The organism is Sphingomonas sp. (assembly GCF_003248515.1).
Lineage (GTDB): Bacteria > Pseudomonadota > Alphaproteobacteria > Sphingomonadales > Sphingomonadaceae > Sphingomonas_I.
The window spans coordinates 293,220-310,164 of the sequence record NZ_QFOB01000003.1 but is presented as its reverse complement, the minus strand read 5'-3'; the positions used below and the strand labels follow the sequence as shown (position 1 = coordinate 310,164).

Genomic DNA, 16,945 nt, shown 5'->3' with positions numbered 1-16,945 from the left:
GGCGCGCGTTTGTGGCCTGCCGGTGGCGGGGACTTCGCGCGGCGAGCGACAGGCATGACGATTTCGTGGTGCCTGCTCGCCTGTGCCGTCGCGATGATCGCTATTATCGCCGGCGCGCTTGTGGAGCGTGGTGCGGTGCGATCGGCCGGCGCCGCATGGGCATCGAGGGCGGAGGCAGGGAGCTATGATCGCGAGCGGGCTGTGGCCGTGGCGCAGGCCATGTCGCTGCCCCCGCTGGATGCGGTGCTGGCGGCGGTACGGGCGCATGTGCCGCCCGGCATACGCCTGGCCGAGGCAAGCCGCGGGGAGGATGGCACGATCAGCCTCTCCATCGACACGACGGATCCCGATGCGCTGCGTGCCGCGCTCTCGTCCGATTCCCTGCTCGGCCGGCTGCACGAGCGCGGGCAGGAGGCGCGTGACGACGGCACCATCCGCGTGCGGCTGACGGGCGAGATGGGGTGAGCGCGATTCGCTTCATCGGTGCTGTGGCGCTCGTCGTCGGGCTCGGGCTGATCGCGGCCCGCGCGGTTTCTCTGCGCGACGATGCGCTGCGCGATCAGGCGCAGGCGGCCGCGCAGGCGCGCGCCGCCCCCTTCCGGCTGGAACGGGGCAGCGGCCTTGCCGTGCCCGATCCGAAGATGGCGGCCGCGACGCTGGCCGCGCTGATCGCCGATCGCGGCTCGGCAGCCGGCGTACGGTTCTCCGTGCGGCCGCTTGATGCCGCGACCGTTCCGGGCGTCGCGGCGGTGGATCTCGACGCGCGGGGAGAGGAGGGCGCGCTCCGGACGCTGGCCCGCGCGATCGAGGGGGAACGGCCGCTGATACGCATGATCCGCTGGTCGATCCGTCCGGCGGCGGGTGGGCTGCTTCGGCTGGATGCGCGCGCCGTGGCGCCGCTGGCGGCCAGGGGATGAAGGCGCGCCTGCATCTGCTGGTGCGCGGGGCGGTGTGCGTGGCGGCGTGCGTGTCGGTCGTGGCCGTGCTCGGCCACCGTCCCCGCGCAGCCGGAGGACCGCAGCCGCCCGCGATCGTGATTCGGCCCATCGCCACCGGGCCGGCTTCGGACACGGCCGAGCCCCTGTTCGCGGATCCCCGGATCGATGCCATTCCCGCGGCGGGGGCGGGCGGGCTGCCGCAACTGCTGGGCATCGTCGGGCGACTGTCCGATCCGCTCGTCATGGTGCGCGGTGGCGACGGCGCCGTGCGCACGATCGGCAAGGGCGGGGTGGTTGACGGATGGACGCTCGGCGATGTTTCGGCCGATCGCGCCACCTTCCGGCGCGGCGGCGAGCAGCGCGTGGCCGTCCTGCCCCCGCGCGACGCGCCCGAACCGCCTCAGTAGATTCCCGAAAGCTCCACCGTCAGCCGCGCCTTGGGCGGATCGAGCAGCAGGCTCGATCGATCGTCCAGCGCGGCTTCGGCGCTGCGCACCCGCGCATATTTCGCGGCCGATGCGCTCGCCACCTGCGTGGCGTTGCGCAGGATGGAGGGGCGCAGAAAGACGAACAGCGTGCGCCGCGTCTGCTGCAACTGGCGGCTCTTGAAGAGATTGCCGACGACCGGGATGTCGCCCAGCACGGGAACCTGGCTCTTCGTGTTGGTGCGATCGTCCGTGATGAGGCCGCCCAGCACGATCGTCTGTCCGTCATCGGCGAGCACGGTCGTCTGGATCGCGCGGCGGTTGGTGACGAGATCGGCCGCCCCCGTAACCGCGCCGACGAGCGAGGAAACCTCCTGGCTCACGTCGAGGCGCACGACATCGCCTTCATGCACGCGCGGCACGATGCGCAGGGTGAGACCAACATCCTTGCGCTCGATCGTGGTGAAGGGTGTGATCGTGCCGCCCGTCTCGGAAGTGTAGCTGCCCGTGCGGAAGGGCACGTTCTGGCCGACGACGATCTCGGCCGGCTGATTGTCGAGCGTCGTCACGCTGGGCGTGGAGAGCAGATTGGCCTTGGTGGAACTGCCGAGCGCCTGGACGAGCAGCTGGAAATTGTCCCCGGCGGAAATGGCGCCCGAGAAGCCCGAGGTGGAGGCGAAGGTGCCCACAGGAACGTTCAGCGTGGACAGGATCGTGCTGAGCGGCGTGCCGATATTGGAGAAGGAGCTGACGGCGCCATCCACGCCGGGCAGGCCGTTGCCCAGCCCGAACTGGATGCCCAGCGCCTCCGCGATATCGGCCGTCACCTCCACGATCGCCGCCTCGATCATCACCTGCGGCCGGCGAATGTCGAGCTGATCGATCAGCGGCTGGATCTGCGCCAGTGCCGCCGGCGTGCCGCGCACCACGATCGCGTTGAGCTCGGGGGCGGACTGGACGGCGAGGTCAGGCGTCGAAAAGCCGGTGGACTTGGCGGCGCCGGTGCTGCCGAGGCTCTGCGCCATCGAACCGAGCGATCCCGAGGATTGGGAGGCGAGCGCGCTGGCGGCGCTGGCGAGCGCCGAACTGGCCGTGCCGGTGCTGCTGGTGCCGGTGGAGCCGGTGCCGCTCGTGCCCGTCCCAAGGCTGCCGGCGGCCCGCGTGGCGGAGAGCGTCTGCGCCACGGGGTTGGCGGACTGCGTCTGGCCGCCCAGCAGGCCGGAGAGGACGGTCGTCACCGATTCGGCATCCGCGTTGCGCAGGCGGAAGACGCGCGTGGTGGGCGTCGCGCCGCCGGGGCGGTCCATCCGTTCGGCCATGCGCCGCGCCTCCGCCACGGTGCGCGCATCGCCGCGCACGAGCAGGATGTTGCTGCGTTCGTCGATCGCCACGCGCGGCGCTGCATCGCCTTCGCCCCACAGCGTCTTGAGCGCGGCACCCACATCCTTGGCGCTCGCCAGTTGCAGCGGGATCGCCTCGAAGGCCGGCCCGCGTCCACCGTCGAGCGCGGCGGCGAGCCGCTCGATGCGCGCGATATTGTCCGCATAATCGGTGACGACGATCCCGTTGGGATTCGTCATCGGCTCGATGCTGCCAAACTGCGCGACAAGCGGGCGGAAGACGCGCGCGGCAGCCTCCGGCGAAACATTGTGGAGACGGACGAGGCGGCTCGTCACCTGCTGGCCACCGGAGGAGCCGGGCGCCTCGCGCACCGCCTCCGCCTGCGGCACGATCCGCCACGCGCGGCCCGTGCGCACCGCCGCGAAACCGTGGACGCGCAAGACGGACTGGAACAGATCCCACACGCCATCCGCGCTGAGCGGCGTGGCGGAGGTGACGTTCACCGTGCCGCGCACCTGCGGATCCAGGATCAGGGTGCGGCCGGTGAGGCGGGAAATCTGCTCGGCGACGGCGGCGATCTCGATATCGTGCATGTTGACGACGATATCGCCCGCCCGCGTGGCCGGGGATGGCGGGGCGAGGCCGGCGGGCGGGGCGGGATTGATCTGCGCGGCGGCGGGGCCGGCGAGCGCTGCGGCGAGAAGGAGGTAGGGGCGGAGGATCAAGCGCATGGCCCTAGCGAAGCGGGACGGAGAGGGTGAGCGGCTGGCCCGCACGGACGAGGTCCATGCGCGCCGTGCCGTTGGTGAAGGCGGTTTGCAGCGCCTGCGGGTTGGTGATCAGTTCCGCCATCGCCATGCCGTTGACGCGCTGGATCACGTCGCCGGGCAGGAGGCCGGCCTGTCGCATCTGGGCATTGGGCGAATTGACGTGAAAGCCGTCGGCGGCGGGCGTGGCGCCCAGGCCCGCCAGCAGGGACTGGGGTGTGGCGGCGGCGCCCGGCCCGGCCGGTGGCGCGGCCGGGGCCGGAGGAGCGGCGGCCGGCGCCACCACGGCGGGCGCGGCAGGCACGGTGGCAGCGGTGGGAGGCGCTGTGCCGCTGCGATCCGGGAAGGCGAGCAGGCGCCGCCCGCCGCCGCCCGCGATCACGACATGATCGGCCGCGATCTCCTCGATCGAGCCGCCGCCAACCTGGCCGCCGACATAGAAAGGCGTGGGCGTGGCTCCGCCGATGGAGATGAGCGCGGATGAGGCGGATCGCGGCGTGGCCAGCATGATGCCGCGCAGCACCACATTGGTGTCGCCGGCGCCTCCGGCCACGGGGGCCGCCGTGCCGAAGGGGGAAAGGCTGATGAGGGTGGCGATATCCGGCGGCGGGGCGGGGCGCGCGGCGACGGGCGTCGCGCCCAGCCGCCCGCCCGGATCGCCGGCCAGCCGCCAGGTCATCCCGGCGAGCGCCACGCCGATGGATGCGATGACGGCGGCGGTGAAGAGATTGGCGCCGATCCTCGCCTGTCGTGGCGTCATCGATGGGCGCCCGTGTCGATGAAGCCCCGTAGGCGGGCGAGCGGCGGCCGGTTCGCGGGGGCGACAGCGACCTCGATCAGGCTGATCTCCGGATCGGCGCTTGGCCGGGCGGTCGTCACGACCTGCCATTGCTGCCCCAGCATCTCGACCTGCTCCCCGCTCGCGGCCGGACTGTCGCCCGCAAGTGACGCTTCCGCAAGCCGATTCTCCGCGATCCACCGCGCAATGGTGCGTCCTTCGATGCCGGCGACAATATCGATGTGCCGCTGCGTGGCGCCGATCAGGCCGGCGGCGGCGATCGCGACGATGGCAAGCGCCACCAGCGCCTCGATCAGGGTGAACCCCTCTTCCGGATCGTCAGCCTGCCCGCCACGAATGGGTGAATCGATCGGGCTCATGCGCCGGAGCCGTCCATTTCTGCAGTGGCGTTCACGCCGTCGAAACGGATGCGCCAGCCTTCGCCACGGCCCCTCAGGCGCGCATCGAGCGCGACGCCTCCGGCATCGCCGCCGATCAGGAGCGGGCGGGCGCCCGTCGCCTCGATCGTGAGACCCGCCGGAAGCCGGTGAGGCTCCAGCGCGGGCGTGCCGCTTTCCACCCATGCCCTGCCGTTCCAGCCCAGGAAGCGATAGCCGCCGGCGTCCCAGTCGATCGCGATCGGCATATCCGTCACCATCGTCTCGTCGGCGGCCAGCGCGAGGCGGGTTGCGAACCGGCGTGCCTCGGCCCGCGCGCCGCCGCCGCCCGCGCGCCCCATCGCCAGCACGACCGCGCCGGCCATCACGCCGATGATGGCGAGGACGACGAGCATCTCGACGAGGGTCAGGCCCCGCTCCCTTTCCTCATCCCGGCCGTGTTTCGGGATTCGTGGCGCGGTGGAAGGGGCCGCGCTGAGACGGGTGAACCCCGGAACAGGGCCGGGAACCGCCCGTCCCCTCCTGGGCCAGATGGCCTTTCCGTGCTCGGGCGAAGGCCGGAGCGTTTCCCGTGTCACGATCCGCCCCGCCTCCGGCGCTTCGGCCTTCGCCCGAGCACGGAATATGAGCGAAAGCGATAATTGCCGAACACGTCCGGGGCGAAGAACGGGAAACAGGCGCAATGCCACGCCCGCCTTGCTCAATTGCTCGAAAGTTTGATGTCGGCGTCCAGCCCCTCGCCGCCGGGCTTGCCGTCCTTGCCGTTGCTGGTGAGATCGAAGCCGGCGCCCGCATTGCCGGGGCTCGCATAGGCATAGGGATTGCCCCACGGATCCACGGGCAGCTTTTCGAGATAGGCGCCCGCCGCATAATTGCGTGGCGCCGGTTCGCCGGAAGGCCTGGAGACGAGCGCGGCGAGGCCCTGCGACGTCGAGGGATAATCGCCATTGTCGAGGCGATACATCTTCAGCGCGGCCGAGATGGAACGCAGATCCGTCTGCGCGACTGTGACGCGCGCCTGATCCGGCCGGCTGATGATGTTCGGCACGATCAAGGCGGCCACGAGCGCGATGATAGCCAGCACCACGATCATCTCGACGAGGGTGAGGCCCGCCTCGCACGGATGGGGGAAGACGGGCTTTTCCGCCTCCGATCGCGGATGCGACACTTCGGTTGCGTAGGCGCTTGGATTCATTCTCATCGTCTCTACTATAGCCCCGTCCCATGCGAAGGCCATTGCCCCTGCCGCCGAACCAACCCGGCGCGGCCCCGGAACCCTCCGGCGCGGGGATCTGGACGATCGATGGCGACAGTCTCGTGACGGTCGAGCGTTTCGATGTCGGCCCCGCCATCGTCCTGCTGCCGACCGAGGAGGTCCTGTTGCTGGCGGTGGATCTGCCGATCGCCAGCGCGCGGCGCCGGATCGAGGCCTTGCCCTTCGCGATCGAGGATCGGGTGGCCCAGCCGATCGGTGAAGTCCATGCGGCGCTGGGCGCCGGGCTGGGCGGCCAGACCTATCTGGCGGGAATCGTCGCGCGCGACCGGATGGCGCGCCGGGCGGCTCTGCTGGCCGATGCGGGCTGGGCGCGGGCGGCGCTGGTGCCCGATGTGCTGGCGGTGCCCGTGCCGCCGCCGGGCATGTGGAGCATTGATATCGCGAAGGCGCGGGCGCTGGTCCGTGTGGAGGACGGCACCGGCTTTGCGATCCCGGTGGCGCATCTCGCCGCGGCATGGGCGGCGGCGGGGCGGCCGCAACTGCTTTCCTATGGCGATTCCGTGCCGGGCGATCTCCCGGCCGAGCCCGCAGCCTATCAGGAACCGTCGCTGGCGGCGCGCCTGGCGCAGCCGGCGCTGGATCTGCGACAGGGCGCATTCGCGGCGCCACATCGCCCGGTTTCGCCGCTCTGGCGCCGGATCGCGACCGTCGCCGCGCTCGGCGCCTTCGCCCATGCGGCCATTGCCGGTGTCGATACGCTCGCCGTCCAGCGGATCGCGGCGGCACGGGCGAGCGAGATGCGCGGCCTCGTCCAGCAGATCGCGCCCGATGCCGTGATCGGCGCTGATGTCGCGGCGAGCGCTGCCGAGATATTGCCGGCGGGCGGGGCCGGGCCATCGGGCTTCCTGCCGCTGTTCGCGCGGGTCGGCGGCGCGCTCAAGCCGCTGGGCGGCGCGATCCGGATGCACGCCATTTCCTATGATGCGGGCGCCGGCACGATGAGCATCGAGGTGGAGGCGGCCACGATCGAGGGCCTCCAGCAGGTGGGCACGGCGCTCTCCGGTGCCGGCCTTTCGGCGCAGGCTGGCGCGGCGAGCCAGAGCGACGGCAAGGCGGTGGGCGCCTTCCTGATCCGGGGGGCGGCATGAATTTCGGGGGCCTTGCGCCCTGGTGGGATCGTGGCCTGCTCTGGTGGTCGGACCGGAGCCGGCGCGAGCAGGTGATGCTGGGCGTGCTGGCGGGCGTGGCGATGCTGGCTTTGCTGCTGGTGGCGGTAGTGAAGCCGCTGGAGGCGGCGCGCGCGCGCGCCGTGGCCGACATCCGCACCTATGACATGCTGGCGACACGCCTACGCGCGACGGGGCCGGGCCTCGGCGCGCCGCAGCGGCGCGGGCCACCCGCCTCCGTCGTGGCGGCGAGCGCCGGGGCGACGGGCGTGACCGTCCAGCGCGTGGAGCCCGAAGGCGGGCGGCTCACGGTGATCCTCGCCGATGCGCCGTTCGATGCGGTGCTGCGCTTTGTGGCCGATCTGGAGCGGACGAGCGCGCTGCGCGTGGGCGAGGCGCGGATCGAGGCGAGCGCGAGCGGACCGGGCCTCGTCACCGCGCGCTTCGTGCTGGCGGGCGGCTGATGGCGACGGAAGCGCCGGACCTGATCGGGGAGGCGGCGCGCGTGGCGCGGCTGCCTTATGGATTCGCCCGCGCGCAGGGCGTGCTGGTGATCGGGGAGCAAGACGGGCTCGTCTGCCTGCACCGCGCGGCCGCCACGCTGCCCGCGCTGCTGGAGGTGCAGAGGCTGTTCGGCGGCCTGCCCTGGCGGCTGGTGGCCGACGCGGATTTCGATCGCGCGTTGCAGGGCCATTATCGCGATGCCGCAGGCGGCGCGACGGACATTGCCGCCGAGGCGGATACCGATCTCGCCGCGCTGGCGGACAGCGTCGGCGCGGTCGAGGATCTGCTCGACATGAAGGATGACAGCCCGGTCGTCCGCCTCATCAACGCGCTGCTGCTGGAAGCGGTGAAGGAACGCGCGTCGGATATCCATGTCGAGACGCAGGAGCGGCGGCTGATCGTGCGTTTCCGCGTGGATGGTGTTCTGCGCGACGTGGTGGAGCCGAATCGCGCGCTGGCGCCCCTGCTCGTCAGCCGCATCAAGGTGATGGCCCGGCTGGATATAGCGGAGAAACGCATCCCGCAGGATGGCCGCGTCACGGTGCGCGTGGGCGGCCACGATATCGATGTGCGCGTGTCCACCATCCCCACCCAGCATGGCGAGCGTGTAGTGATGCGCCTGCTCGATCGCGGATCGGTGCAGCTGGATCTGGCGACGCTCGGCCTGAAGGGGCGGGATCTCGCCTTGTTCGAAAAGCTGCTCGAAAGGCCGCACGGCATGCTGCTCGTCACCGGGCCGACCGGCTCCGGCAAGACGACGACGCTCTATGCGGCGCTTGCGAAGCTCAACGATCGCAGGCGAAACATCCTGACCGTCGAGGATCCGATCGAATACGAACTGGCGGGCATCGGCCAGACACAGGTGAATGCGCGCACGGACATGAGCTTCGCGCGGGGCTTGCGCGCGATCCTGCGCCAGGATCCGGATGTCATCATGGTGGGCGAGATCCGCGATCAGGAAACGGCGGAGGTGGCCGTGCGCGCGGCGATGACCGGCCATTTCATGCTCTCCACGCTCCACACCAATTCGGCCGTGGGCGCGGTCACGCGGCTCGTGGACATGGGGGTGGAGCGCTATCTGCTGGCGCCGATGCTGGTGGGGCTGGTCGCGCAGCGGCTCGTGCGGCGGCTGTGCGAGGCGTGCCGACAGGAGGAGGCGGCGGACGCGCGCGACGTGGCGCTGCTGGATGGTGCGATCGCCGAGGGCGAGCCGGTGTGGCGCGCGCAAGGCTGTCCCGCCTGCCGGGGCGAAGGCTTCCGGGGGCGGCAGGGTCTTTACGAGATCGTCGCGGTGGATGCGGCGATGGCGGCCCTGATCCATGACGGCGCGCCCGAGGCCGCGCTGGTGGCCCATGCCCGCCGGCACGGGCCGGGGCTGATGGACGAGGGCGTGGCCGCGATCCGGGCGGGCGAGACAACGGTGGAGGAAGTGGCGCGCGTCACGCGGGAGGAGGCGGGATGAGCGCCTGTCCGGCCGCCCGGCGCTCCCGCGCACGGCATATCCGCAGCGGCCGGCGGGGCTGATGGCCGCTTTTGTCTATAAAGCGGTGGACGCGGCCGGGCGCGCGCAGAAGGGCGTGATCGAGGCGGCGAGCGCGGCGGGCGCGCGCGCGGCGCTGCGCGAGCGCAAGCTGCTGCCCACATCGGTCGAGGCCAGCAGCGCGAAGGGGCGCGCGAGCATCGCCGCCGGGCCGGCTTTCCGGCTGTTTCGCCCGCGCGTCTCGGCGCGACAGCTTTCCACCGCGACGCGCCAGCTGGCCACGCTCATCGGCAGCGATATCGCGGTGGAGGAGGCGCTGCGCCTCACCGCCGGGCAGGCCGAGACGACACGGATGCGATCGCTGCTGCTGGAAATGCGCGGCAGCATCCTCGACGGGCGCAGCCTTTCGGCGGCGATGGCGGCGCAGCATCACGCCTTTCCCGATTATTATCGCGCGTCGATCGCGGCGGGCGAGCAGAGCGGAAAGCTGGGCGAGGTGCTCGGCCATCTCGCCGATTTCGTGGAGAACAGGCACCGCGCGCAATCCAAGGTGCAGATGGCGCTGCTGTATCCGGCGCTGCTCGCCACCGTCAGCCTGGGCATGATGGTGCTGCTGATGGTGTATGTGGTGCCCGATATCGTGCGCGTGTTCGAATCGCGCGGGGCGGATCTGCCACTGCTCACGCGCGCGCTGATCGGGCTCAGCCATTTCGTGCGGAGCTTCGGCTGGGTGGTGGTGGCGCTGCTGGCGCTCGGCCTGCTCGGCGGACGGCGCTGGCTGGCGGTTCCGGCGAACCGCCTCGCCTTCGATCGCGTGCTGGCGACCCGGCGGCCGACGTCCCGGCTCGTGCGCCAGTTCGCCGCGGCGCGTTTCGCCGCCACGCTGGGGCAGCTGGTGCAGAGCGCCGTGCCGCTGGTGGAGGCGCTGGGGGCCGCGGCCGCCACCACCTCCAATCTTCATGTGCGTGCGCAGGCGCTTCAGGTCGCTACGAAGGTGCGTGAGGGTGGCAGTCTTTCGCAGGCGATGGGGCAGGCGGGCGTCTTTCCGGCGATGCTGGTCGCGATCGTGGCGAGCGGCGAGGCGAGCGGGCGTCTGGGGCCTGCTTTGTCGCGCGCGGCGGGCGAACTGGATCGCGAGCTGGACGCGCTCATCACCGTGGTCGTCGGCCTGGTCGAGCCGGCGGTGCTTCTGTTGATGGGTGGCGTGGTGCTGATGATGGTGCTCGCGATCCTGCTGCCGATCGTGAACCTCAACAATCTGGCGGGCATGTGATGGAAGCCGGGGCCTTCGTGCGGATGCGGTGCCTGCCGGCGCGATCGCCCCGCTACATCGCCTCGTCGATCACGAGACCCTGCACGAAGGGCAGCCGCGCGATGCCGGCGGGCGTGGGCGCGAGACGAAGGCGGCCGGCGGCGATCGTACCCTCGAACAGATGGTCGTGCTGGCGGGTGGCGGGCGCGATCACGATCCGCGTCGTGCCGTCCGGCTGCGGCTGGAGCCGGGTGACGAGCGCGGGCACCGGATTGGGCTGCCCCCCGCCGATGGCGGTGCAGCTGCCCGCCTCGCTGCCAATCTCCCCCATCGCTTCCGAATGCGTGCCGGCGATGCGTAGACGGCGCAGATTGATCTGCAGCGCCGCTGCGCAGGTGAAGGGCAGGTTGGGCGCGAAGGCCGCGATCAGGCCGCCGTCGCCGCTGCCGGCAAGCCCCTCCAGCAGCATGCCGCCGGGCGAGACGGCGGCGGAACCCGCAATATCGGTTCCGCCCCCCGTCATGCGCACGTCCGCGGCGAAGGCCAGGCTCGCGAGCGAGCGCCACGGCGCCCAGTGCCACTGGACACGATATGCACCGTCGACCACGGCTTCGCCGTTCCAGACGGTGCCGGCGACCGCCCAGCGCGGATCGCCCGACAGGACGAAGCGCGCGGGGAAGGTGACGATGAGCGTGACGAGATATGCGGCGATGCCGATCGCGAGCCACGGCCAGGCGCGCTTCGCCATCGCGAAGGGAGCGCGCTGAGATGCGGCCGGATCGTCGCCGGCTTCTGCTTTCGGTGCCGCCAGCCCTTGCCGCATCGTGCCTGCCCTCGTTTCTCATGCGCGCCGAAGCCGCCAAAGCCCTGCCGCCGGCCGCCCTGCTGGTTCCGTTGACGGGCGATCGAGCGGCGCTGGGGCGCAGCATGGCGCGGGCGGCCACGCTCGCGCAAGGCAAGGATGCGAAGGGGCTGGTCGTGCTGGATACGGGCGGCACGCCCGGCGGGGCGGCGGCGGCGGCGCGCGCGGCCCTGAAGCGCGGCGCGCGGCTGATCCTGGGGCCGCTGGGCTCGGCCGAGGTCCCGCCGGTCGTGGCGGCGGCGGCCGGCATGCCGGTGCTGGCCTTCAGCAACGATCTGGCGCTGCGCGAAAGCGGCGCCTTCCTGCTGGGGGTGACGGCCGATCAGGCGGTGTCGCCGCTGCTCCATTATGCCCGGTCGCGCGGGATCCGTCGGGTCGCGCTGCTGGCCGGGGCGGATCCGTGGGGCGTGCAGGTGGCGGCGGTCGCCACAGTCGCTGCCCAGCGCGAGGGGCTGGATCTGGCCACCGCGCCCACGGGCGCGGCGCTGGCAGGCTATCTGCGGGGAGACCTGGCGCCTGATGCGCTGCTGGCGAGCGGCGATCTCGCCGATGCGGCGCGCGCGGTGGGGGATAGCGGCGTGCAGCTTCTCGGCGCCTTTGCGGGGCTGGATGCCGCGCCGGCAGCGCTGACGCAGATCGAGGGGGCATGGCTCTCCGCGCCCGATCCGGCTGGCTTCCGCAGCTTTGCGGATGCATTCGAACAGCAGAATGGCGTGGCGCCCGGCGTGATCGTGGGGCTGGCCTATGATGCGGCCAATATCGCGCAGACGCTGCGCCGGGCCGGATCGCTCGATCGATCGGCCCTGCTTTCGGGGCGCGTCTTCGATGGCGTGTGCGGGGGCGTGCGTTTTCGCGCGGACGGCAGCGCATCGCGGGCGATGGCGATCCTCGCCGTCACGCGGGGCAGCTATCTGCTGGCCCAGCCCGGCTCGGTGTGATGGCGTCTTTCGGGGCGGGCGTTTCTGTCCCGGCGCCGCACAAAGGCGGGGCGGCATCGCCCGGCGGAGATCCCGATGCGGGCTTCACCCTTGTCGAGATGATCGTGGCGCTGGCTTTGTTCGCGCTCATCAGCCTTGCCGCCTTCGCGCTCGTCGAATCGGTTCTGTCGGTGCAGCGGCGAACGGACCGGCGGCTGGATCGGATCGCGGAACTGGATCGGGCGCTTTATCTGATGGGCGCGGATTTCGGCGCGTTGAGCGACGGGCCTTTCCTGATGGGCGAAGCCGTGGGCATGCGCCGCAATGCCGCTGGTGGTCAGGTGCTGGTCGGCTATGCGCTGCTGGGCGATACGCTGATGCGATCGCGGGGGCTGGATCCCCGGCCGCTGATCTCGGGTGTCGAGGCGGCGGCGTGGCGCTTTCACCGCGCGGATGGCTGGCGCGACGTGCCGACCCGCCCGCGCGAGGCCGGCCGGCCGGATGCCGTGGAACTCACCTTGCGGCTGGCCCCGCGTGACGGCGCGCCGGGCGGAACGCTGCGCCGCGTGATCCTGCTGCCGGCCATGCCATGAGGCCCGCTCCCCCCGATGGCGAGGAGGGCATGGTGCTCGTCAACGTGCTGCTGCTCGTCGGGCTGGCGGCGGCGGTGCTGGCGATCATGGTGGCGGGCGACGATGCCGGCCTCCAGCGCGCGACGCGCATGGGCGAAGCCGCACAGGCTGCGCAGATCGCGCGGGGTGGCGAGCTTTCCGCGCTGGCCGCGCTGCGGCGCGACATGGTGGAGGCGCCGGATAGCGACGACGCGACCGAGCCGTGGGCCAATATCGATGAGAAGGGCATCGCCATCGAGGGCGGGCGCTTCGCCGCCGTGGTCGCGGATGCGACGGGCAAGCTGGATCTGAACGCGCTCACCAGGGACGATGCCGTCACGAAGGGGCGGCTGGCGACACTGGCGGGCGCGCTGGATCTGCCGCAGGGCCCCGCCGGGCGCATCGCCGAATATATCGCCGCCGCCGGGCCGATCGCGGATGTGGCCGAGCTGGGCGCGGTGGGGCTCAAGCCGGAGGAACTGGCGCGGCTGGCCGGCTTCGCGACGGCCCTGCCGCTGCGCACGGGCATCAACCTTAACGCCGTTTCCGAACCCTTGCTGGCGCTGCTCGTCGACAATCCCGCCGTGGCGCGCGCGCTCGTCGCCCGGCGGACGCGGACCGGGCGGCTGACGCGCGACGATTTCATGCTGGAGCAGGCGGCGATTCCGCCCGGCTGCGGCTTCACCTCGGGCTTCTTCTGGTCGGTCGCGGAGGCGCGGGTCGGCGGCACGCGCCAGCGGCTGACCAGCCTGATCGAACGGCGCAAGACAGAGGAGGGCAAGCCCTTCGCGCAGGTCGTCGCCCGCTGGCGCGGGCCAGCGCCGCTTCAGGCGGTGGCGGCGGGAAGCCTTTAAGGCCAGGGTTTCCCTGTCCGGCCACAGGCCGGCCCGGCTTCAGGCAAAGCCGCTTCCCCAGCCTTCATCCGGCGGGGGCGGAGACCAGCGGAACAATACGTGTCCGTAACATATGGTTAACGCTTATTTCATTGTCTTCCTTCATTTTTCTGCCCGCGGGCAGGATCTCCAAAGCCTTGGGGGATCAGGCCGCAATCCTGGAATTGGCCGGCAGGATCGTCTGACGCCGGCGCGGGCGGGGTAAGTGAGTGGCGAGCAAGCTTCAGCGCGTCGGCATGGCCGGCGTCGTCGCACTGGTGTGCGGGTTTCTGGTATCCTGCGGGGGTGGAGGCGGTGGCACGAACGCTACCGTGACGCCGGCCGCCGTCGACGACAGCGCCGCCAAAGCGGCCGCCGCCGCTGTCGCCGCCGAGAGGATCGCCAGGGAGGCGGATGCCGATCGCCTCGCCAAGCAGGCGACCTTCGGGCCGACGCAGGCCGTGGTCGACAGGATCGTCTCGATCGGCGTCCCGGCCTGGCTGGACGAGCAGTTCGCCGCGACGGACAGCAGCTATGCCGATCTTGCGGGCTGGGTGTCGCTCGATACCTGCGCGAGCACGGATGGCCCCTGCCTGCGCCGCTATTTCAACCGCGAACCGGTGGCGATGCGCTTCTACCAGAATGCGCTGTCGAAGCCGGACCAGCTTCGCCAGCGCGTGGCCTTCGCGCTTTCCCAACTGCTCGTCACCTCCGCGCTGGATACCGGCAACACCGCCGGCATCGCCGGATATCAGCAGATCCTGCTGGGCAACGCGCTGGGCAATTATCGCGATCTGCTGATGGCCGTCACGATGAGCAGCTATATGGGCGCTTATCTCGACATGGCGGACAGCAACAAATCCGCCCCGTCCGAAAATTATGCGCGCGAGATGCTCCAGCTCTTCACGATGGGGCCGGATCAGCTGAACATGGATGGCACGCCGGTGAAGGACGCGACCGGCGCCACGATCGCCAATTATTCATCGGATGATATCAAGGGCATCGCCCGCGCGCTGACGGGCTGGACCTACGCCCACGCCAATGGCGGCGGCATCAACGATTATAATTCGCGCGATTATTCGCAGCCGATGATCGCGGTGCCGGGGCGCTACGATACGACTGCGAAGAGCTTTCTGGGCGTGACGGTGCCGGCCGGTGCTTCGCAGGCGGACAGCGTGGCGGCGGCGGTGAACGCGGCGTTCAACCATGGCTCGACCGCGCCGCATGTCGCGCATTTCCTGATCCAGCATCTCGTCACCTCCAATCCCACGCCGGCCTATGTCGCGCGGGTGGCGGCGGTGTTCGCCAACAATGGCAGCAACGTGCGCGGCGACATGAAGGCCGTGATCCGCGCGATCCTGACGGATGGCGAGGCGCGCGGCGCCAGCAAGGCCGGAGACAATGCCGGCAAGGTGAAGGAGCCGGTGCTGCTGATGACGGGCGTGGGCCGTGTGATCGGCATGACGAGCGACGGCTATGCCTTCACCTCGCGGGATGGCGTGCTGGGGCAGGCGGTGTTCGCAGCGCCCAGCGTGTTCAATTTCTATCCGCCCGATTTCCCGCTGCCGGGCAGCACGATGCTGGTGAGCCCCGCCTCGAAGCTGCTGACGACGGGCTATTCCGTGCTGCGCAGCAATTTCACCTACGACTGGACGGTGGGCGCCGCCACGACGCGCAACGAATTCGCGGTGAATACGGCGATCTTCAACGCCAGCGGATCGACGATCGACTGGTCGGCCTGGGAAGCGCTGGGCACGGATACGGCGGCGATGATCGACCGGATCGATTATCTGCTGATGAACCGGCAGATGACGGCGGACCAGAAGGCCAAGCTGACGGCGGCCGCCACCGCGATCACCGATGCCACCCCCTCGCTCCAGGCCCGCAAGCGCGCGCAGGCGATGCTGTTCGCCGTGCTTTCCAGCCCCCTCTTTCAGGTCGACCGCTGATGAACATGGATCTTTCCCGCCGCGATTTCGGCAAGCTGCTGGCGGGTGCCGGCGTCACCGCCGCCTTCTGCCAGCTCGGCCGCTCGGCGGCGATCGCGGCCCCGGTATCGGGCTACAAGGCGATGGTCGGCATCTTCCTGTTCGGCGGGAATGACGGCTGGAACATGGTCGTGCCCACGGATGCGAACCGTTACGGCCTCTACGCATCCACCCGCAACGCCGGGCTGGTGCTGCCGCAGGCGAATCTCGCGGCGCTTGCGGGCAGCGACTACGGGCTTCACCCTTCGCTCGCGCCGCTGAAGACGATCTGGGACGAAGGCGGGCTGAACGTGGTGCTGAACGCCGGCACGCTTTTCCAGCCGCTGACCAAGGCGCAATATGTGGCGAGCCCCAGCCTGCGGCCGGTGAACCTGATGAGCCATGCCGACGAGCAGGCGCACTGGCAGGGGCTGCGTGCGCGAGACATCAATGTCGACGGGTTCATGGGGCGGCTCACGGATCGCGCGGCCTCCGCCTCCATCCCGTCGCTCATGTCGTTCGGCGGCAGCCAGCTGGCGCTGCTGGGCAAATCCACCTCGCCGCTCGTCCTGCCCTCGACGGGCACGGTCACGCGCTTTTCCACCAACGGCAATGCGGCCGATCCGGTGGTCTTCGCGCGCGCCGCCGCCGTCTCCGCCTTTGCAGACGGCGCCGGGCAGGGCGCCGTCACCCAGGCGACCGCCACGGGCTTCAGCTCCGCCTACGATCAGGTGGTGCAGGCCAACAGCATCCTCTCCGTCTCCAGCACGGTGGATCAGTATTTCGTCAATCCGGCGACGGGCGCCGCGCTTACCAGCGATGTGGCCCGCCAGCTGATTCGCGTCGCCCGCATGATCGAGGCGCGCGGCACGCTCGGCCACAGCCGCCAGACGTTCCTCGTCAGCCAGGGCGGCTATGACACGCATGCGGGGCAGATCTCGACGCAGGCGGCCCTGTTCACCGATCTGGCCAATGCCATGCTGGGCTTCAACAGGGCGATGAAGGCGCTGGGCCTCAACGAGAATGTCACCTGCTTCACGATGAGTGATTTCGGCCGCGTCTATAATGGCAATGCCCAGGGCGGCAGCGATCATGCCTGGGGCAGCAACCATCTGGTGATGGGCGGCGCGCTCGCGCCCCGGCAGGTGATCGGCACCTATCCCTCGCAGGTCATGGGCGGGGCGGACGACATGTTCACCGACGGCCGCTTCATCCCGACCCTGTCGCAGGAGGAATATATCGGCGCGATCGCCCGCTGGCATGGCGTGGCCGATGCCGACATGCCCTATGTCTTCCCCAACTGGGCGACGTGGAACGGGGGCGGACGCGGGCCGCTGGCTCTGTTCCAGTCGTAAGGCGAAGCGCCCGGCGTTCGCGCCGGCCGGCTCGACGGGCCGGGGGCGAATGGCGGATCGATCGGGGCGGCCCCCCTCGCCATCGTGGCCCGCCCG

At 70.8% G+C, this 16,945-nt stretch carries 18 protein-coding genes; 12 read left to right on the top strand and 6 right to left on the bottom strand.

Annotated features, from left to right (window positions below):
• Positions 1–54 precede the first annotated feature (54 nt).
• From DI605_RS06745 to DI605_RS06735, 3 genes are read left to right on the top strand one after another with little or no spacing between them, the layout of a single operon-like run.
• Positions 55–465, top strand: a complete 411-nt coding sequence (locus DI605_RS06745) for a hypothetical protein (protein WP_293970952.1) — start codon at positions 55–57, stop codon at positions 463–465.
• The gene (locus tag DI605_RS06740; protein ID WP_293970950.1) at positions 462–917 is read left to right on the top strand and encodes a hypothetical protein; all 456 of its coding nucleotides are present in this window, start codon (positions 462–464) and stop codon (positions 915–917) included. Before DI605_RS06745 ends, DI605_RS06740 begins: the two co-directional genes overlap by 4 nt.
• The gene (locus DI605_RS06735; protein ID WP_293970947.1) at positions 914–1,345 is read left to right on the top strand and encodes a hypothetical protein; all 432 of its coding nucleotides are present in this window, start codon (positions 914–916) and stop codon (positions 1,343–1,345) included. Before DI605_RS06740 ends, DI605_RS06735 begins: the two co-directional genes overlap by 4 nt.
• Here DI605_RS06735 and gspD read toward each other — a convergent pair.
• From gspD to gspG, 5 genes are all read right to left on the bottom strand, one after another.
• On the bottom strand, positions 1,339–3,435 hold the full coding sequence (gspD, locus tag DI605_RS06730) for a type II secretion system secretin GspD (RefSeq protein WP_293970944.1): 2,097 nt from the start codon (positions 3,433–3,435) through the stop codon (positions 1,339–1,341). The genes DI605_RS06735 and gspD overlap by 7 nt on opposite strands.
• Positions 3,436–3,439: 4 nt before the next feature.
• The gene (locus DI605_RS06725) at positions 3,440–4,231 is read right to left on the bottom strand and encodes a type II secretion system protein N (RefSeq protein ID WP_293970941.1); all 792 of its coding nucleotides are present in this window, start codon (positions 4,229–4,231) and stop codon (positions 3,440–3,442) included.
• Positions 4,228–4,629, bottom strand: a complete 402-nt coding sequence (gspI, locus tag DI605_RS06720) for a type II secretion system minor pseudopilin GspI (RefSeq protein WP_293970939.1) — start codon at positions 4,627–4,629, stop codon at positions 4,228–4,230. The genes DI605_RS06725 and gspI overlap by 4 nt, the downstream gene beginning before the upstream one ends.
• Positions 4,626–5,096 (bottom strand): prepilin-type N-terminal cleavage/methylation domain-containing protein, encoded by a 471-nt coding sequence (locus DI605_RS06715; protein ID WP_293971408.1) that lies wholly within the window; start codon positions 5,094–5,096, stop codon positions 4,626–4,628. The genes gspI and DI605_RS06715 overlap by 4 nt, the downstream gene beginning before the upstream one ends.
• Positions 5,097–5,347: 251 nt before the next feature.
• Positions 5,348–5,842 (bottom strand): type II secretion system major pseudopilin GspG, encoded by a 495-nt coding sequence (gspG, locus tag DI605_RS06710; protein WP_367120030.1) that lies wholly within the window; start codon positions 5,840–5,842, stop codon positions 5,348–5,350.
• A gap of 29 nt (positions 5,843–5,871) precedes the next feature.
• On the opposite strand from gspG, the gene gspL reads away from it, so the two are divergent.
• The 4 genes from gspL to DI605_RS06690 all read left to right on the top strand — a co-directional run bounded on the left by gspL (position 5,872) and on the right by DI605_RS06690 (position 10,286).
• Positions 5,872–7,011: a type II secretion system protein GspL gene (gspL, locus tag DI605_RS06705; protein WP_293970937.1), complete on the top strand. Its 1,140-nt coding sequence runs from the start codon at positions 5,872–5,874 to the stop codon at positions 7,009–7,011.
• On the top strand, positions 7,008–7,493 hold the full coding sequence (gene gspM, locus DI605_RS06700) for a type II secretion system protein GspM (protein ID WP_293970934.1): 486 nt from the start codon (positions 7,008–7,010) through the stop codon (positions 7,491–7,493). The genes gspL and gspM overlap by 4 nt, the downstream gene beginning before the upstream one ends.
• Positions 7,493–8,995, top strand: a complete 1,503-nt coding sequence (gene gspE, locus DI605_RS06695) for a type II secretion system ATPase GspE (protein ID WP_293970931.1) — start codon at positions 7,493–7,495, stop codon at positions 8,993–8,995. The genes gspM and gspE overlap by 1 nt, the downstream gene beginning before the upstream one ends.
• 61 nt (positions 8,996–9,056) lie before the next feature.
• On the top strand, positions 9,057–10,286 hold the full coding sequence (locus tag DI605_RS06690; RefSeq protein WP_293970927.1) for a type II secretion system F family protein: 1,230 nt from the start codon (positions 9,057–9,059) through the stop codon (positions 10,284–10,286).
• A 52-nt stretch (positions 10,287–10,338) separates the two neighbouring features.
• On the opposite strand, the gene DI605_RS06685 is transcribed toward DI605_RS06690, so the two are convergent.
• Positions 10,339–11,013, bottom strand: a complete 675-nt coding sequence (locus DI605_RS06685; protein ID WP_293970924.1) for a hypothetical protein — start codon at positions 11,011–11,013, stop codon at positions 10,339–10,341.
• A gap of 20 nt (positions 11,014–11,033) precedes the next feature.
• Here DI605_RS06685 and DI605_RS06680 point away from each other — a divergent pair, with 20 nt between their 5' ends.
• The 5 genes from DI605_RS06680 to DI605_RS06660 all read left to right on the top strand — a co-directional run bounded on the left by DI605_RS06680 (position 11,034) and on the right by DI605_RS06660 (position 16,849).
• On the top strand, positions 11,034–12,065 hold the full coding sequence (locus DI605_RS06680) for a penicillin-binding protein activator (protein ID WP_293970921.1): 1,032 nt from the start codon (positions 11,034–11,036) through the stop codon (positions 12,063–12,065).
• Positions 12,065–12,637 carry a prepilin-type N-terminal cleavage/methylation domain-containing protein gene (locus tag DI605_RS06675; RefSeq protein WP_293970918.1) on the top strand — a complete coding sequence of 191 codons (573 nt, stop codon included), beginning with the start codon at positions 12,065–12,067 and terminating at the stop codon, positions 12,635–12,637. The genes DI605_RS06680 and DI605_RS06675 overlap by 1 nt, the downstream gene beginning before the upstream one ends.
• Entirely contained in the window at positions 12,634–13,509 is an 876-nt protein-coding gene (locus DI605_RS06670) for a type II secretion system protein GspK (RefSeq protein WP_293970915.1), read from the top strand. Before DI605_RS06675 ends, DI605_RS06670 begins: the two co-directional genes overlap by 4 nt.
• 248 nt (positions 13,510–13,757) lie before the next feature.
• The gene (locus DI605_RS06665; protein WP_293970912.1) at positions 13,758–15,476 is read left to right on the top strand and encodes a DUF1800 family protein; all 1,719 of its coding nucleotides are present in this window, start codon (positions 13,758–13,760) and stop codon (positions 15,474–15,476) included.
• Positions 15,476–16,849, top strand: coding sequence for a DUF1501 domain-containing protein (locus DI605_RS06660; protein ID WP_293970909.1), 1,374 nt, complete (start codon positions 15,476–15,478; stop codon positions 16,847–16,849). The genes DI605_RS06665 and DI605_RS06660 overlap by 1 nt, the downstream gene beginning before the upstream one ends.
• The last annotated feature ends 96 nt before the right edge of the window (positions 16,850–16,945 follow it).

Coding starts and splice junctions, on each gene's coding strand:
- DI605_RS06745 (WP_293970952.1), top strand. CDS start 55: ATGACGATTTCGTGGTGCCTGCTCGCCTGTGCCGTCGCGATGATCGCT.
- DI605_RS06735 (WP_293970947.1), top strand. CDS start 914: ATGAAGGCGCGCCTGCATCTGCTGGTGCGCGGGGCGGTGTGCGTGGCG.
- gspD (WP_293970944.1), bottom strand. CDS start 3,435: ATGCGCTTGATCCTCCGCCCCTACCTCCTTCTCGCCGCAGCGCTCGCC.
- DI605_RS06725 (WP_293970941.1), bottom strand. CDS start 4,231: ATGACGCCACGACAGGCGAGGATCGGCGCCAATCTCTTCACCGCCGCC.
- gspI (WP_293970939.1), bottom strand. CDS start 4,629: ATGAGCCCGATCGATTCACCCATTCGTGGCGGGCAGGCTGACGATCCG.
- gspG (WP_367120030.1), bottom strand. CDS start 5,842: ATGAATCCAAGCGCCTACGCAACCGAAGTGTCGCATCCGCGATCGGAG.
- gspL (WP_293970937.1), top strand. CDS start 5,872: ATGCGAAGGCCATTGCCCCTGCCGCCGAACCAACCCGGCGCGGCCCCG.
- gspM (WP_293970934.1), top strand. CDS start 7,008: ATGAATTTCGGGGGCCTTGCGCCCTGGTGGGATCGTGGCCTGCTCTGG.
- gspE (WP_293970931.1), top strand. CDS start 7,493: ATGGCGACGGAAGCGCCGGACCTGATCGGGGAGGCGGCGCGCGTGGCG.
- DI605_RS06690 (WP_293970927.1), top strand. CDS start 9,057: ATGGCCGCTTTTGTCTATAAAGCGGTGGACGCGGCCGGGCGCGCGCAG.
- DI605_RS06685 (WP_293970924.1), bottom strand. CDS start 11,013: ATGGCGAAGCGCGCCTGGCCGTGGCTCGCGATCGGCATCGCCGCATAT.
- DI605_RS06680 (WP_293970921.1), top strand. CDS start 11,034: ATGCGGCCGGATCGTCGCCGGCTTCTGCTTTCGGTGCCGCCAGCCCTT.
- DI605_RS06675 (WP_293970918.1), top strand. CDS start 12,065: ATGGCGTCTTTCGGGGCGGGCGTTTCTGTCCCGGCGCCGCACAAAGGC.
- DI605_RS06670 (WP_293970915.1), top strand. CDS start 12,634: ATGAGGCCCGCTCCCCCCGATGGCGAGGAGGGCATGGTGCTCGTCAAC.
- DI605_RS06660 (WP_293970909.1), top strand. CDS start 15,476: ATGAACATGGATCTTTCCCGCCGCGATTTCGGCAAGCTGCTGGCGGGT.